Source organism: Halomicrobium zhouii, from assembly GCF_900114435.1.
In the GTDB taxonomy this organism is placed as follows: Archaea; Halobacteriota; Halobacteria; order Halobacteriales; family Haloarculaceae; genus Halomicrobium; species Halomicrobium zhouii.
This window is the reverse complement of the sequence record NZ_FOZK01000003.1, coordinates 126009-140021: the sequence shown is the minus strand read 5'-3', so window position 1 is coordinate 140021 and position 14013 is coordinate 126009. Positions and strand designations below refer to the sequence as shown.

Below are 14013 nucleotides of genomic sequence, written 5' to 3'. Positions count from 1 at the left end.
TCGCGGCCCCGCCCGCAGAACTGGTCCGAGCGACTCGCGTCTACCTGGCGGGCGCAGAGTCCCGACGGGTGACGTACAGTGAGTAAGCGATGATTCCGAAGCCGACCATGGTCAGCCCGTTCTCCAGGACGAGCGCCTGAGCCCCGTCGAACACGAGTAACTGGTCGACGATCCCCGCGAGCAGCGAACCGAAGGTGACGATACCGAACCCCACGGCGAGATACGTAAGCCCGGGAGAACCGGTCTTGCGAGCGGCCTTGGCGGCGAGATACGTGATCAGGCCGCCCAGGCAGAGCGTGACGGTCTTGAATGCGATGACGACGATTGGAATAGTCCCGTTCATAGTTCCTCACTGATGCGTGACCAGAAGCGTGCGAGCCGTTCGTCGGGTGATTCGGACCCACTCACCACGTCGACATCAAAGGACTGGTCTCCGTCGACCGCGACGAACACGCCGTCGAAGTCCCTGACGTAACAGGTGGCGTGGTGCCCATCGGAGCGGATCCGCGTCCGTTCCTCGACGAGGCCTGCCTCGCTCAGGAGTTCGAGCTTGCGGTACGTGCTCGTCTGGGGAAGATCACACTGCTCTGCGACCTCCTTGGCGGAGGCGGGCGACTCGAGGGAGACGACTATCTGACGACAATCGGGGTCCGCGAGGGCGTCGAACAGTGACTGGTTCGCGTGGTGTTCGTCTGTCGTCATGGCTATCGATCCGTCGCGATCCGTCGGTCGAATCACAGGGGTCGTCGTTGTGGGTCTCGTCTGCCGCCGCGGAGGGTCGTCGCTTCAGCGGGCCGATTGAGGGGGAGGCCCCTCAACGTACCGGTTCGTCGGTCGGCGTGTGGAATTCAGGGTGACGGCCGCGTCCGAACGTATTCGATGACGGAGTAAAGTATCGAATACCGATTTCCAGAATCTGGAAACCAGAGCGTCGCATTACGTCGAAGCGGGTCGAACGTAGAGTCAGGTATGCGCTCCCCGCTTACCAGACGCCACCTCCTCAGTACCGCAGCAGCACTGACGGCCACTGCCGGATGCGTAAGCAGCGGAACGACCCGCTCACCGGACACGGCCGAGAACGACGCAACTCAGACCTCCACTACAGAGCCATCGCCGGACGCGAGCGAGCAATCCGAAACCGACCTCGACGCGTGGCTCGCCGACGCCAACGGCTACGACGGAACGATACCGGGCGCCGGTCTGGACGATTCCGTCTCCATCTGGGTCGGCGACGACGTCACGGGCGATGGCAACCATCTGGCGTTCGGCCCGCCGGCTGTCAAGGTCACGCCCGGCACGACAGTCTACTGGGAGTGGACTGGCCACGGCGGCGAGCACAACGTCGTCTCCGTCGACGGCGCCTTCGAGAGCGGCGAACCGTTCGAGGGTAACACCGGTACTATCTTCGAACATACCTTCGACGAGACCGGAACGTACCGCTACGTTTGCGAAGCACACGAGGACGAGGGAATGAAAGGCGCTGTCGTCGTCGCCACGCCGCCGTCGACCGACTATCCCGTCGTCAACGAGTGGCTCGCGAACGGCAGTAGCTGGGACGGCACCATCGCCGACGAAACTGACGTGGAGACGACGACGGTGATGGTCGGCGCCGAAGCCCTCCGCGGCGCCTTCGCCTTCTCGCCGCCCGCGGTGAAGATTGCAGCCGGGACGACGGTCTCGTGGGAGTGGACTGGTGAGGGGGGCGGTCACGACGTCGTGTTCGAGGACGCCGATATCCGGACTGACGACATCAGCGCCGAGCCCGGCGTCCACTTCGAGCACACGTTCGAGCAGTCCGGCGTCTATCGGTACGCTTGCAGACCCCACGAGGGCATCGGGATGAAAGGCGCCGTCGTCGTCGAGTAGAGACCGGATTCGAACTGGAGCAAGACGGTTGCGCTCGCTCACTTCGTTCGCTACGCGCACTGCGACTTCCAGGGTTGCGCATCCCGCCATGCCGGTTCAGTCGCCGCTACGCTCCTCCTTGCACGGGCGTGGCGGGAGTGAGCAAACGCGTAGCGTTTGCGAGCTACGCCACGCCCGCGAGTGTGTTTCGAGCGGACGCGAGAAACCACGAAGCGGGCGTGGCGGGATTCGAACCGGAGCGAGACATTCCTGCTCGGGCTTCGCCCTGCGCGGGCTGTGACTCGCAGGGTTCAGGAATCCCGCCATGCCGGTTCGGTCGTCGCTTCGCTCCTCCCTGCACGGGCGTGGCGGGATTCGAACCCGCGATCTAGGGGTTAGGAACCCCTCACCCTGATCCACTAGGCCACACGCCCTGTTCGGTACAACGCAGGTTAGTGAAAAACGCTTTCCGTTCCACTCCGGGGAGTGAAAATAGCAGAAATCGCGCGAATTACTCGGTGGACGTCTCGGTCGTGGTGGATTCGGTGGCGTCCGATTCGACCGTGGTGTCGGCAGACGTGCTGGATTTGGTCTCGCCTTCCCTGATCTCCTGGAGTTCCTGCTCCACTTCTTCGCGGCCTTTCTGGAATTCACCCATCGCCTCGCCGGTCGAGCGGGCGAGCTTGGGGATTTTGTTCGCGCCGAACAGCAGGACTGCGATCAGGAGAATGATCATCATCTCCTGGGTTCCGGGCAGTCCGATTTGAAGGACGGGTGCTACCATCGTAAGCGGAATTTACGCTGTCGTTATTATAGGCTTTTTGCTCGTCTCAGCGGAGCCTGACTACACGAATGCGTTGGGATAGCGGGGCGTCGGCGGTCGTGTGAGCGCGCTGGGTCCGTATTCGCCACGTTACCGTCGGTTGAGGCGGTACGAACGTCAGTTCGACGATGGCATCACTTCGTGCGAGCGAGTGTCCAGTCGGGTGTTCATCGCGGCGATTCGACATATGTGGTACTCGAATAACGCGTTACTGGCACGTATAGGAGACGATTGCTAGAAGGAAATTCGGCGAAAATCGCAGGCGTGTGCATACCAGCCGGTGCAGAGCCGACTCGACGGTGGACGCCATCACTGGCGTCCTCGAAACCCGTTCGCCCGATTCGATTGAAACCCGTTCACACGGTTCGATTTCGAGCGTCGATATCGATGATAGTATTATGTCTACGAGAAATATTTAAACTAGTTGCTGGTTCGATTATACCAGCCTGTGCCACCCGGCCCTCGATAGCCAAGACCCCCACCCCCCTTGGTCTCTCGCCGGTGGCCTTTGCTCTACAGGTGAGGTGTGGAGATCTGCTCGGCAACTCGTCATTCGCTCACACCGCTGAAGATGACCGACCCGAAGAGCCGAGTTCTTTTCTCCGTGGCTTTCGAATATCCGTTCGATGAGTGACACCGAGACAGACGCCGATAGCGACGGGCACCGTTACGACCCGTCGGCAGACCACGCGTTCCCCGACGAACGCGTCAACGACGTGCTCGAATACGTCGAAACTGACGAGGAGATACAGGCCTATCTCGAGGCCCAGAACGTCAATCCAGTCGCGCGAAAGGGGTACAACGACCACGGGAGCAAACACGTCAGCATCGTCCGGCATCGGGCCCTCTGCCTCTACGACCTGCTCAAGCGGGGCGACGTCGCGTTCAACGGCGCGCTCGAACAGGGGCTCGACGAAGCGGACGAACCGGTTATCGTCGCTCTCGCGGCGACGCTGCACGACATCGGTCACGTCGTTCACCGGGACGAGCACCCCTACTACTCCATCCCGCTGGCCGCGGACCTGCTGGACCGCGTCCTCCCGGAGTTCTACGACGTCGCGGACGAGGTGCGCGTCAAGGGCGAGATACTCCACGCCATCCTCTGTCACCACACTCCGGAGGACCCGCTGACGCTCGAAGCGGGCGTCGTCCGCGTCGCTGACGCACTGGACATGGAACAGGGCCGGTCCCGTATTCCCTACGAACAGGGCGGCCGGGGCATCAATACGGTGTCGAGCCAGGCTATCAAGCGCGTCTTCCTCGAACCGGGCGACGACAAGGCAGTCCTCGTCGAGATCGAGATGACCAACGCCGCCGGTGTCTACCAGGTCGACAACCTGTTGAAGGCGAAACTCCACGGCTCCGGACTGGAAGAACACGTCCGAATCGTCGCACTCAACATCCGGGAGGAGACCGAGCCGCTCGTCGAACGAATCGAACTCTGAGTGACGCCAGTCGCGGATCAGATCGGTTTTAGGCTGACGTGTACGGTTGCAACAAGTGCTTACTCGCGGTTTTGGACGGGTTTACGAACGACTGAGTCAGTTATTGACCCCATGGCTTTGTGTCGTCCCGGCGAATATTGCGTATGAGTATCACACCGGTTGACAAGCCCCCCGATGGTGACGAAACGCCGGACGAGGCACTGTCGGACCGCTCCTGGTCCCTGCGCGAGTACGTCGGGCGAGTCTTCTCGTGGCTCAGCGGTCGAGTCTCCAGTGTGACGGTCCACGCCGACAGGGATGGCGATGCCAGCGATACCGAGGGAGCCTGTGGACGGGGTGAAACCGGAAGCGAACAGAACCCAGAACCAGTTTCACCGGTCGATTGCCCGGCCGTTCAAGGATTCCCCAGCCGGGATGAACCACTCACGCATCCCGCTCGCAATTCGCCGGGCATCAACGCCCCCGACGTCGTGAGTATCGAGACGGACCAAGGGCTCCGACTCTCCGTTCCCGAGAACCCCGACGCGGTCCTCACCTCCGACGTCTGGACGACCGTCGACCCCTGACCGCGAACACTACTGTCGCTGCTCGGTTGTCGTCTCCGCAGGATGCACCGGCCGGGAGTTGAACCCGGATCGTTGGCTTGGAAGGCCAAAGTCATGCCATTAGACCACCGGTGCACTCACTTCGTTCGTGCACCGTGCATCGACGGACTTCGTCCGTCTCAACACCGGTGCGAATTCGCTCCGCTCATTCGCACCGAGGTTCGCGATTCCTCCGGAATCGCTCACCACCGGTGCTCGCTTCGTTGGAGCGAAGCCTGTACTCCAGCGTATCCCGTCGTAGTTTAAGGGCGTTTCCCTTCCGGTCGCACGACGGCGTAGCAGTTGCCGCTGGAGATCTCGAAGTCCACGAGGGCGAGACCGCTGGCGGCGACGTCCTCGCGGAACTCGTCGGGCGCGTAGATGTGGTAGAACCGGGGGACGACTTCGTCGCCGGGGCGCGTCCAGTCGATGGTCGTGTCGAACCCGACGGCGTCGTCGGCCGACGCGTCGAAGCGGTCGTGAGCGGTTGACCACGCACTGACGAGTGCGCGTCCGTCCGGCGCGAGGACGCGAGCCAGTTCGTCGAGGCTCCGGCGCCTGTCCTCGCGCCTCGGGAGGTGGTGGAGCGTGGCGACGTAGACGGCGAGACCGACGGAGTCGTCGTCGAGGGGAAGGCTCGCGGCGTCACCCTGGACGAGTGCGACCCGATCACCGAGCGAGGCGAGACGCTCCCTCGATTCCAATAGCAGGCCGCGGCTGGCATCCAGCGCGAGGACTTCGGCCGCACCGGTCGCGAGCAGTTCGGCGTGCCGCCCGTTACCACAGCCGACGTCGAGTGCGAGATCGACGTTGCCCGCACTCTCGACGAAGGACTCGACTTCCGGCCAGGCGTACTCGCGCGTCTTCGAGAAGTGGTCAGCTATCTCCTCGTAGGTGTCCCGGACGTCACGGCGGGTCGCCTGGTCGTCAGCCATGCCCGCTCACTCGTCGGCGTACTTCTCGGGGTAGGCCTCGGCGAGGAGGTCCGGCTGGGCGTCGAGTCGCTCGCGGACGGGGTCGATGACTTCGGAGATGTACTCGCCCGCAGCGGGCTTGAGGTCCGCCGGGTGGAGTTCCTCGCTGACGAAGTCGTCCTCGAGGTCCTGGTAGGTCCCGTAGACGAGGTCGCCACCGTACTCGTCGGGGCGTTCGACGACGAACTCCTCGCCGCGCTCGTCGAGGACGGGGAAGACGAGGTACTCGAGGTACTCCAGGACGCCGTTGTCTTCGACCTCTCCCATCGGGCAGTAGGCCTCCTGGATCTTGTCGACGACGTCGTCGGGCGAGTCGTTGAGGTTCACCTTCGAAGACTCGTCCGAGGCGCTCATCTTGCCGCCGGAGAGCCCCGACAGGAGCGGCGCGAAGATACAGATGGGGGCCTCGCCGCCGTGGTCCGGCAGGATCTCCCGGGCGAGCATGTAGATGCCGCGCTGGTCGACGCCGCCGTAGGCGATGTCGGCGTCAAGCGCGTCAACGTCGAGCGCCTGCATCAGCGGGTAGAGCAGGCCACCGAGGTTCGGGCTCTCGGCCTCCCGGACGACCTCGCTGCCGGCGCGTTGCGAGCGGGCGAGCGTCGTCTCCGCGGCCATGCGGTACATCTCCAGCGTGTACTCCTCGTCGAGCTGGTAGTCCGTCCCGCGCACGAACGAGATATCGGCGGGGTCGGCGCCGGCCGCCTCGATCATCCCCTCGATGGCCTCCTGGTAGTACGCCGAGCGCGCGTCGAGCAGGTCGAACGGGCTCTTCTCGTCGTCGAGGTGGGCGTGCAGGTCGGCGATGAGCACGGTGACGTCGACGCCGGCCTGCAGGAAGTCGGCGAGCTTCCGCATCGTCGTGAAGTGGCCGATGTGCATCTCGCCGGTGGGGGCGTAGCCGATGTACGCCGTCGGCTCGTCCTCGTCCGCGAACAGCGTCTCCAGTTCCTCCTCGGTGACGACCTCCTGCGTGTACCGGGTCGCCAGGTCGAAACGCTCGGCGGTGTCCATACCGTCGCTTCCCCGCCGCGCCGGTTAAACCGTTCCGTTCGAAACTGGAGCTTCGGGCCAGGCCGTCAGGGACCGTTCTGGCGGGCCCGCTGAACTCTCACGAACGACCGTCGAAAATTACGGGAGGACGCCTCGCTCCCGGAGTATCCAAACTGTTTTGAGGTGCGGTGGCTCTATGTCAGACGATGACTGTACGCGTAGGCGTTCTGGGTGCGACGGGGGCCGTCGGTCAGCGTCTCATCCAGCTGATCGACCCGCATCCCGACTTCGAACTGGCAGCGGTCACGGCGAGTGAATCGAGCGCGGGAAAGAGCTACCGCGAGGCGGCCAAGTGGCGCATCGACGCGCCCATCCCGGACCACATCGCGGAGATGGAGGTCGTCGCGACTGACGCCGACGAGGTGCCGGACGACGTCGACCTCATCTTCTCGTCGCTCCCCTCCAGCGTGGGCGCGGAGGTCGAACCGGAGTTCTGCGAAGCCGGCTACGTCGTCTCCTCGAACTCCTCGAACGGGCGGATGGACGAAGACGTGCCGCTCGTCATCCCCGAGGTCAACGCCGACCACCTCGACGTGCTCGAAGTCCAGCGCGACGAGCGGGGCTGGGACGGCGCGCTGCTCAAGAACCCCAACTGCTCGACCATCACGATGGTGCCGCCGCTGAAGGCCCTCGACGAGGCGTACACGCTGACGGACGTCACCGTCTCGACGCTCCAGGCCGTCTCCGGCGCGGGGTACTCCGGCGTCACGTCGATGGAGATTATCGACAACGCCATCCCCCACATCGGCGGCGAGGAACAGAAGATGGAGAGCGAATCCCGCAAACTGCTGGGCTCCTTCGACGGCGCGGAGGTCCACCTCCACGACATGGGCGTCGCCGCGTCCTGTAACCGCATCGCGACCATCGACGGCCACCTGGAGAACGTCTGGGCCGACACCGCCGACGACGTGACCGCCGAGGACGCCGCCGAGACGATGGCCGAACTCCCGAGCATCGACCTGCCATCCTCGCCCGAGACGCTCATCGAGGTGTTCGAGGAACCCGAACGCCCGCAGCCGCGTCTTGACCGGTCGCTGGGCAACGGGATGACCGTCTCCGCCGGCGGCTTCCGCGAGACTGACGACGGCGTCCAGTTCAACTGCCTCTCCCACAACACGATGCGCGGCGCCGCGGGCGCGAGCGTCCTCAACGGCGAACTGCTGGCCGAACACGGCTACATCTAACCGGTCGATTTTTCGCGATTCGGCTTTTTCGCTCGACGTCGTGTCAACGGCGTCGGGCCTCGTTCTCCGCCGAACAGGGAATTTAAGCCCCCGGGACACACGGGACGGGTATGGAACGCGTAGACGTCGCTATCGTCGGTGGCGGTCCGGGTGGGACCTCGGCCGCCCACGCCGCGGCCCGCCACGGCGCCGACGCCGTCGTCCTCGAGAAGGGGGTGCCCAGGGCCGACAGGGACCGCCTGGGCCCCGACTCGACGGACGCGGCGGGGATGCTGGACTACTGGGTCGACCTGATGGACTTCGAGTCGGACGAGGAGTTCCCCGAGGACGTCATCCTCGCGGAGCTGAACGGGGCGTCGTTCATCGGCCCCAACGAGTCCGTGACGCTCCGCTCGACGGGTATCGACGCCAGCTATCCGAACTTCGGGTTCACCTTCCACCGGGCGAAGTTCGACGACTGGCTCCGTGACCGGGCAGAGGACGCCGGGGCCGAGTACCGCGTCGGCGTCAGCGTCACCGGCGTCGAGACCGACCTGTCGAACGACTACTCCCACCGCGTCTCGCTCGCCGACGGCGAGGACCTCGAAGCGAAGTTCCTGATACTCGCCGACGGGCCACAGCGGACGATCACCGCCGGCGCCGTCGGCCAGTTCCTCCCCGGCGAGGAGACGCTCAGCGACCGGCTTCCCTCGACCAAGGCGAACCACATCGCCTACCAGGAACACCGGCGGATGCCCGAGGAGCTGTTCCCCGAGGACACCATCGACTTCTGGTGGGGCGTGATGCCCGGCCACACCGCCTACCCGTGGATCTTCCCGAACGACGGCAACGTCGCTCGCATCGGCCTGACGATGCCCATCGGGCTCGATATCGACGACTACGACGCGAGCGAGTGGGCGCTGCTCCGCGAGGACGACGACCAGATCCCCCGCGGCGCGGAGTACGTCGAGCGCCTCCTCGAACGGGAGTTCCCCGACTACGACCTCGAAGACTTCCCGCTCGTCGAGGACCGGGGCAAGACCGGTGGCACAGAGACGTACCCGATCTCCTCGACGCGACCGATCGACTCGCCGACGGGCGCAGACATCGCCGTCGTCGGCGGCGCGATGGGCGCGACGTCGGCCTTCCACGAGGGCGGGGACCACGTCGCCGTGCGAACCGGCAAGATAGCCGGCACCCTCGCCGCCCAGGATCAGATAGGGCGATACAACGACGAGTGGAAGGCCGCCATCGGCGAGGAGGTCCTGCGCAACGTCGCCATGGCCGAGGTCGTCCACGACTTCGGCCCGGACGACTGGGACCGTACGTTCGAGACCGTGACCCGGATGGAACACGTCGAGGGCGTCCGGTGGCGCCAGGCGCTGGCCGCCGGCGTCGACGGGCTGCGGCTGCTGGGCCGATACAAGTGGACCAAACGCCACTATCGCGACGGCGCATACGTACAGCTTGCCGAGTCCGAGTACTCCGTCTGACGGGCCGAGCGGAGGGCTTAATCCGCTCGAGTCGCTATCTTCACTGCGTGCCTTTTGTCCCCGCCCGAGACCCGACATCGGGACGATGACAGCGCGGCGAACCCGGGTGCGCTATAGTAAGCGGTTACAGCAGTTCGTCGTTCCTTGCGGAACGACCGGCTCAGCGGCTGACGCCGCTTCGCCATTCGCCGGTCCGTAGGACCGGCCGCCCGCCACGAGGGTTATCCGACTAACGCGGCACGCAGCCGAGGATGAGGTCGGTCGTTAGTGTCGCGGGCGACATTCACGTTCCGTCGAGAGCCATCTCCGCGGCGTTCGGTATCACTCGCGGCGGTCCAGCGACCGGCAGAACCGGGGACGAACAATCTTATTTGACGATTGGTCGATGGTTCTCACCAGATGGTCCCCAAATCCCTCCGAAAACTCCCAGTCGTCCAGGATAGCCCCGCGGCCCGCACGTACGGGTCGCTGTTCGTTCTGCTGTTCGCATCGTTACTACTAGAGTTTCTGTTCGTCTGGGGAGTCGATACGGTATCCATGCTGGTCCCGGACGTGTTCGACCCGCAGGTCGCGGGGGCAGTGGTCTACGCCCTGCTCGGAATGGTGGCCCTGGCGACGGCGTACGGGCTGATCCGGGCTCGACGGCCCGCTGGAGTTACAGCGGAACGGTACGTGGTCGTCCAGGTTGGTGGCGTCGCAACGATGCTGCTCCTGGTGGCATCCTACCTCCTCCACGGCGTCCTCGACCTCCCCGTGTTCCCCGGCGACGTGCTCACCTCGCTCCTGACCGGTGGTGTCGCGATGGGGCTGCTCGGGTTCGCCTACGCGAGGGCGGGCGAGTTCGAGGTGCGCCTCGGCTTTCCGGAACGTGAGTCTCTTCCGCTCGCGGGAGTGACGGTGACCCTGGGCGCGACCGCAGGGGTCGCACAGTTCGCCGCATCGACGGCGCCCGGACACCCGCTTCTCACCGACCGTATCGTCGGAGCGTTCGCCCCGCAGCTCTCGGCCGGAATGCTGGCCTGGCGAGTGGTCGTGCCAGGGGTTTGCATCGGTGTCGGAATGGGGCTACTGTACAACGGCGCGGTGCAGGAGCGTCTCCGCCAGCGGCTGGATCCTGTCTGCGCAACCGCAGCAGTCCCGGCGCTCGTCGGGGTACTCGGGTGGGCGTTCGTCGCCGTCGGGCTGACGAACAGCGCTGTAGCGATCGTCGGCGGATTCGCCACGGTCGTCCTCCTGTCGCTACTCTGGGCTGCCATCGGTGCCTGGGGCGTTCGGCCGGTCGCTCGGCGTCTCGACGTCGAAGCGACGCCCGTCGTCGGAGCGTCCATCGGCGTTACTGTCGTCGCCATCCCGCTCGCGGGACTGGCCGCGATCCATGGACCTGCGCCAGGGGTCGCGGCCGCTGGCTTCGCGCTGACTATCGTCGCCGCCGTCGCCTGCGTCGCGTACGAACGGTCGCGTACGGTGTGGATACCCGCGCTCGCGTTCGTCTCCTTCTACGTCGTCGGCGACAACCACCTGCTCCTGTCGCTGGTTCAGTTCCTCCCCTGAGGATCGCTGAGAATTCCATATCGAACTCCCCGCCACGAGACGGGACGCAAAAGTCGGCCGGGGTTACGCGACGAGGGCGTCTACGCGAGGACGACCAGCATCTGCGGCGCCGCTTCGTCGAGGACGTCGCTGAACGCGATGACCACGTATAGCAGTGTGAACAGCGTTGCGTTGTATATTCCGTGGATTAGCGACGGGACGACGATGTTGTCAGTGTACTCGTAGGCAGTGCCGAGGACGATCGCGGGACCGATCAAGAGTCCAGCTGCGACGAGGTTGCCGGTGGGTGACCCACCGCTGAGGGCGAACCAGTGGAGCATCGCGAACACGAAGCTCGCGACCAGAATCGCCGAGATGGGACTGAAAACTTCGCGAAGTCGCCCCTGGACGATACCGCGGAAGAGGAGCTCTTCACCGGGGCCGATCAACAATATCGAGGCCGGGATGAGGAGCAGGAGTACCTCGGGGTTCTCCATTCCGATCTCCGCGGCGGCGTTCTGTCCGGTTTCGACCTGGAACTGTGAGACGATTGTGGCTCCCGCGAACGCTGACCCGAGCGCGACGACGTAGCCAGCGACGATTATCGCCCACCCCTCGAAGTCCGGAACGGTAGCGTCGACGGAGAAGTCGCGGACGTACTCCGGATAGCCAAGTACGTCTCCGATAACGCTGGTGACCACCGGACGAAGCCTGATATAGGTCAGCGCGACGCCGATACAGCCAACACCCTGGACGAATACGAGACTGAGGACGATGACAACCGCCGGCGACTCGACCCCCGCGAGGAAGATTGTCGCGGTGAAGAGGAGGGCACCGAGTAAAAGTCCACCCGCCCCGAGGAAGACCGACGAAACGAGCGCGAGTATCGAACGCAGGACGTGAATCACAGTGCTGCGGAGATCCGTATCCATTTCGTCCGCACAAAGAATGGTGTGAGTGAAAACAATTCCCTCCTGGAGCGATGTCGACGCCCGAAATTGTAGGTAGTTTATTAAGCTTGTGGCCGAATTTGGTCAGATAGTAAGGGTGTGTACTGTGGAGACGTTCTACAGCGTCCTCGGTGTGGGCCGGGACGCAGACAGACAGACGATAGTCCGTGCGTATCGCGACGAGGCGAAGTCGCACCATCCGGACGTGTCCGACCGATCGGACGCGACAGAGACGTTCAAACGCCTGACGACGGCGAAGGAAGTGCTCGCAGACGAGTCGAAACGGTCGGAGTACGACCGGCTCGGCCACGAAGCGTACCTCCGGCGCCACGGGGGCTGTGGGTGGGCCGTCGAAGCAGAATCGGGACCAGAGAGTGCCGCTACGGGAACGAGCGACGCCAGTGAGACGAGATCTGCGGCAGCAAAGGCGGCGGAGGCGTACACCGACGGCGGCGGGACGACCGACGCGACGCCGCGCGAGAACCCGACGAGAGCGGCCAGCGGTGGCACTGCGACCGCGTACTATCGCCCTGGTCAGCGAATGAACCCCGGCCGCGCCCCAGCGAGGGCCGGCGGCCTGCTGTCCCGGTTCCAGTCGGTCGGCCCGTGGCTCTTGCTCGACGTCATCCTGCTGGCGAGCGCGCTGGCCACGGCCTGGGTCATCGTGTCCTGGGGGTCGCAGTCGGCGCTGAGCGTCGTCCTCGCAGTGGTCCTCTGTGTCGTCGCGCTCGCGGCGACGTCGCTCCACCTGTCCGTCCGGGCCTACGCCTGATTCGCACGCGCGTGACCGACGCGGCCCAGATAGCAAACGGTTTTTCGCGCCACCGCGAACGACGCCTATGAACGTCCGAAGCGTCGCCGATCTGGGGCCCGACGAGCGGAGCGCGCTGTTCGAACGCGACGCCGGGGTCGAGGCCGTCCGCGACGACGTCCGCGACATCGTCGAGCGCGTCCGCCAGGAGGGCGACGTCGCCCTGCGCGAGTTCTCCGAGGAGTTCGACGGCGTCACCGTCGGGAACCTCGACGTGAGCGACGCCGCCGAACGCTCGTACGAGCAGATAGACGGGGAGACGCGACGGGCCATCGAGACCGCCGCGGAGAACATCCGGGACTTCCACGAGGCGCAACTCCCCGAAGACTGGCGAGACGAGTTCGACGGGCGCACGCTCGGGCGACGCTTCGCCCCCATCGAGAGCGCCGGCATCTACGCACCCGGCGGGACTGCCGCCTACCCCTCGAGCGTACTGATGGGCGTCGTCCCGGCCAGGGTCGCGGGCGTCGAACACGTCGCCGTCGCGACGCCGCCGGCCGAGAAGATCAATCCAGTCACGCTGGCCGCCATCCACGTCGCCGACGCGGACGCCGTCTACCAGGTCGGCGGCGCCCAGGCGATCGCGGCGCTGGCGTACGGCACCGAGACGGTCACAGCAGTCGACAAGGTCGTCGGCCCGGGCAACCGGTGGGTGACCGCGGCGAAAGCCGAGGTTCGAGGCGACGTCGCCATCGACTTCCTCGCCGGTCCCTCCGAGATTCTCGTCGTCGCCGACGAGACGGCCGACCCGGAACTCGCGGCGGCGGACCTGGTCGCCCAGGCCGAACACGACGAGGCCGCCTCCGTCGTCGCGGTGACCGACGACGAGTCACAGGCCGACGCCATCGCCGCCGCCGTCGAGGAGCAGGCGACCGGGCGCGAGCGCGAGGACGTGATCCGCGCCGCGCTCGACGGCGACGTCTCCGGCGTCCTGGTGGCTCGATCGATGAGTGAGGCCGTCCTCTTCGCCGAGGAGTACGCCCCAGAGCACCTCTCGATCCTCGCCGAGGACGACGAGGAACTGCTCGACCGCATCCCGTCTGCCGGCTCCGCGTTCCTCGGTCCCTACAGCCCCGTCGCCGCGGGCGACTACGCCAGCGGCCCGAATCACGTCCTCCCGACCGGCGGCGGCGCCCGCGTCGTCGGTGGGCTCTCCGTCGACACCTTCCTCCGGTCGACGACGGTCCAGCGCATCTCCGAAGACGGTCTCGCCGACCTCAGCGACACCATCACCACGCTCGCCGAGGCCGAGGGCCTCGAAGCCCACGCCGAGAGCGTCCGCAAGCGCTTCGAGGAGTAGCGACGTCCGACGCGGACCCGAGGCGGGCGTCACCGTTAACACGCC

General features: G+C 65.4%; 14 protein-coding genes and 2 tRNA genes. 8 read left to right on the top strand and 8 right to left on the bottom strand.

Annotated elements, in window-relative coordinates; translation table 11 throughout:
• Positions 1 to 40 precede the first annotated feature (40 nt).
• Both BM337_RS14450 and BM337_RS14445 read right to left on the bottom strand, forming a co-directional pair.
• On the bottom strand, positions 41 to 343 hold the full coding sequence (locus BM337_RS14450; RefSeq protein WP_089817355.1) for a DUF7521 family protein: 303 nt from the start codon (positions 341 to 343) through the stop codon (positions 41 to 43).
• Positions 340 to 702 (bottom strand): winged helix-turn-helix domain-containing protein, encoded by a 363-nt coding sequence (locus tag BM337_RS14445; RefSeq protein WP_089817354.1) that lies wholly within the window; start codon positions 700 to 702, stop codon positions 340 to 342. The genes BM337_RS14450 and BM337_RS14445 overlap by 4 nt, the downstream gene beginning before the upstream one ends.
• A gap of 267 nt (positions 703 to 969) precedes the next feature.
• On the opposite strand from BM337_RS14445, the gene BM337_RS14440 reads away from it, so the two are divergent.
• Positions 970 to 1866: a halocyanin domain-containing protein gene (locus BM337_RS14440; RefSeq protein ID WP_089817353.1), complete on the top strand. Its 897-nt coding sequence runs from the start codon at positions 970 to 972 to the stop codon at positions 1864 to 1866.
• A gap of 339 nt (positions 1867 to 2205) precedes the next feature.
• On the opposite strand, the gene BM337_RS14435 is transcribed toward BM337_RS14440, so the two are convergent.
• Together BM337_RS14435 and BM337_RS14430 are read right to left on the bottom strand one after the other, a co-directional pair.
• Positions 2206 to 2279, bottom strand: a tRNA-Arg gene (locus BM337_RS14435).
• Between the two features lie 77 nt (positions 2280 to 2356).
• A complete protein-coding gene (locus tag BM337_RS14430) occupies positions 2357 to 2602 on the bottom strand; it encodes a twin-arginine translocase TatA/TatE family subunit (protein ID WP_281244914.1) in 246 nt (81 codons plus the stop codon).
• Positions 2603 to 3294: 692 nt separating this feature from the next.
• Between BM337_RS14430 and BM337_RS14425 the strand changes: the two genes are divergently transcribed.
• Both BM337_RS14425 and BM337_RS20705 read left to right on the top strand, forming a co-directional pair.
• A complete protein-coding gene (locus BM337_RS14425) occupies positions 3295 to 4113 on the top strand; it encodes an HD domain-containing protein (RefSeq protein ID WP_089817351.1) in 819 nt (272 codons plus the stop codon).
• 143 nt (positions 4114 to 4256) lie between these two features.
• Positions 4257 to 4679 (top strand): hypothetical protein, encoded by a 423-nt coding sequence (locus BM337_RS20705; RefSeq protein WP_143117726.1) that lies wholly within the window; start codon positions 4257 to 4259, stop codon positions 4677 to 4679.
• A 43-nt stretch (positions 4680 to 4722) separates the two neighbouring features.
• Here BM337_RS20705 and BM337_RS14420 read toward each other — a convergent pair.
• The 3 genes from BM337_RS14420 to BM337_RS14410 form a co-directional block, all read right to left on the bottom strand.
• Positions 4723 to 4793: transfer RNA gene (locus BM337_RS14420), tRNA-Gly, on the bottom strand.
• A 167-nt stretch (positions 4794 to 4960) separates the two neighbouring features.
• Complete coding sequence (locus BM337_RS14415; protein ID WP_089817350.1) at positions 4961 to 5632, bottom strand: class I SAM-dependent methyltransferase; 672 nt, start codon at positions 5630 to 5632, stop codon at positions 4961 to 4963.
• Between the two features lie 6 nt (positions 5633 to 5638).
• The gene (locus BM337_RS14410; RefSeq protein WP_089817349.1) at positions 5639 to 6682 is read right to left on the bottom strand and encodes a tyrosine--tRNA ligase; all 1044 of its coding nucleotides are present in this window, start codon (positions 6680 to 6682) and stop codon (positions 5639 to 5641) included.
• Positions 6683 to 6867: 185 nt separating this feature from the next.
• Between BM337_RS14410 and asd the strand changes: the two genes are divergently transcribed.
• The 3 genes from asd (at position 6868) to BM337_RS14395 (ending at position 10928) form a co-directional block, all read left to right on the top strand.
• Entirely contained in the window at positions 6868 to 7905 is a 1038-nt protein-coding gene (gene asd, locus BM337_RS14405; RefSeq protein WP_089817348.1) for an aspartate-semialdehyde dehydrogenase, read from the top strand.
• Between the two features lie 110 nt (positions 7906 to 8015).
• The gene (locus BM337_RS14400) at positions 8016 to 9377 is read left to right on the top strand and encodes an NAD(P)/FAD-dependent oxidoreductase (protein WP_089817347.1); all 1362 of its coding nucleotides are present in this window, start codon (positions 8016 to 8018) and stop codon (positions 9375 to 9377) included.
• 399 nt (positions 9378 to 9776) lie between these two features.
• Complete coding sequence (locus BM337_RS14395; RefSeq protein WP_089817346.1) at positions 9777 to 10928, top strand: hypothetical protein; 1152 nt, start codon at positions 9777 to 9779, stop codon at positions 10926 to 10928.
• Positions 10929 to 11008: 80 nt separating this feature from the next.
• Here BM337_RS14395 and BM337_RS14390 read toward each other — a convergent pair whose 3' ends face one another.
• Positions 11009 to 11839 carry a CPBP family intramembrane glutamic endopeptidase gene (locus BM337_RS14390; RefSeq protein WP_089817345.1) on the bottom strand — a complete coding sequence of 277 codons (831 nt, stop codon included), beginning with the start codon at positions 11837 to 11839 and terminating at the stop codon, positions 11009 to 11011.
• Between the two features lie 124 nt (positions 11840 to 11963).
• Here BM337_RS14390 and BM337_RS14385 point away from each other — a divergent pair, with 124 nt between their 5' ends.
• Together BM337_RS14385 and hisD are read left to right on the top strand one after the other, a co-directional pair.
• Positions 11964 to 12629 (top strand): DnaJ domain-containing protein, encoded by a 666-nt coding sequence (locus tag BM337_RS14385; protein WP_089817344.1) that lies wholly within the window; start codon positions 11964 to 11966, stop codon positions 12627 to 12629.
• Between the two features lie 67 nt (positions 12630 to 12696).
• Complete coding sequence (gene hisD, locus BM337_RS14380; protein WP_089817343.1) at positions 12697 to 13968, top strand: histidinol dehydrogenase; 1272 nt, start codon at positions 12697 to 12699, stop codon at positions 13966 to 13968.
• Positions 13969 to 14013 lie beyond the last annotated feature (45 nt).

What these genes read in the sequence shown, in the direction of transcription:
- BM337_RS14390 (WP_089817345.1), bottom strand. Translation starts at nt 11,839, where the DNA reads ATGGATACGGATCTCCGCAGCACTGTGATTCACGTCCTGCGTTCGATA.
- BM337_RS14440 (WP_089817353.1), top strand. Translation starts at nt 970, where the DNA reads ATGCGCTCCCCGCTTACCAGACGCCACCTCCTCAGTACCGCAGCAGCA.
- BM337_RS14395 (WP_089817346.1), top strand. Translation starts at nt 9,777, where the DNA reads ATGGTCCCCAAATCCCTCCGAAAACTCCCAGTCGTCCAGGATAGCCCC.
- BM337_RS14400 (WP_089817347.1), top strand. Translation starts at nt 8,016, where the DNA reads ATGGAACGCGTAGACGTCGCTATCGTCGGTGGCGGTCCGGGTGGGACC.
- BM337_RS14415 (WP_089817350.1), bottom strand. Translation starts at nt 5,632, where the DNA reads ATGGCTGACGACCAGGCGACCCGCCGTGACGTCCGGGACACCTACGAG.
- BM337_RS14445 (WP_089817354.1), bottom strand. Translation starts at nt 702, where the DNA reads ATGACGACAGACGAACACCACGCGAACCAGTCACTGTTCGACGCCCTC.
- BM337_RS14410 (WP_089817349.1), bottom strand. Translation starts at nt 6,682, where the DNA reads ATGGACACCGCCGAGCGTTTCGACCTGGCGACCCGGTACACGCAGGAG.
- BM337_RS20705 (WP_143117726.1), top strand. Translation starts at nt 4,257, where the DNA reads ATGAGTATCACACCGGTTGACAAGCCCCCCGATGGTGACGAAACGCCG.
- BM337_RS14425 (WP_089817351.1), top strand. Translation starts at nt 3,295, where the DNA reads ATGAGTGACACCGAGACAGACGCCGATAGCGACGGGCACCGTTACGAC.
- BM337_RS14450 (WP_089817355.1), bottom strand. Translation starts at nt 343, where the DNA reads ATGAACGGGACTATTCCAATCGTCGTCATCGCATTCAAGACCGTCACG.
- hisD (WP_089817343.1), top strand. Translation starts at nt 12,697, where the DNA reads ATGAACGTCCGAAGCGTCGCCGATCTGGGGCCCGACGAGCGGAGCGCG.
- asd (WP_089817348.1), top strand. Translation starts at nt 6,868, where the DNA reads ATGACTGTACGCGTAGGCGTTCTGGGTGCGACGGGGGCCGTCGGTCAG.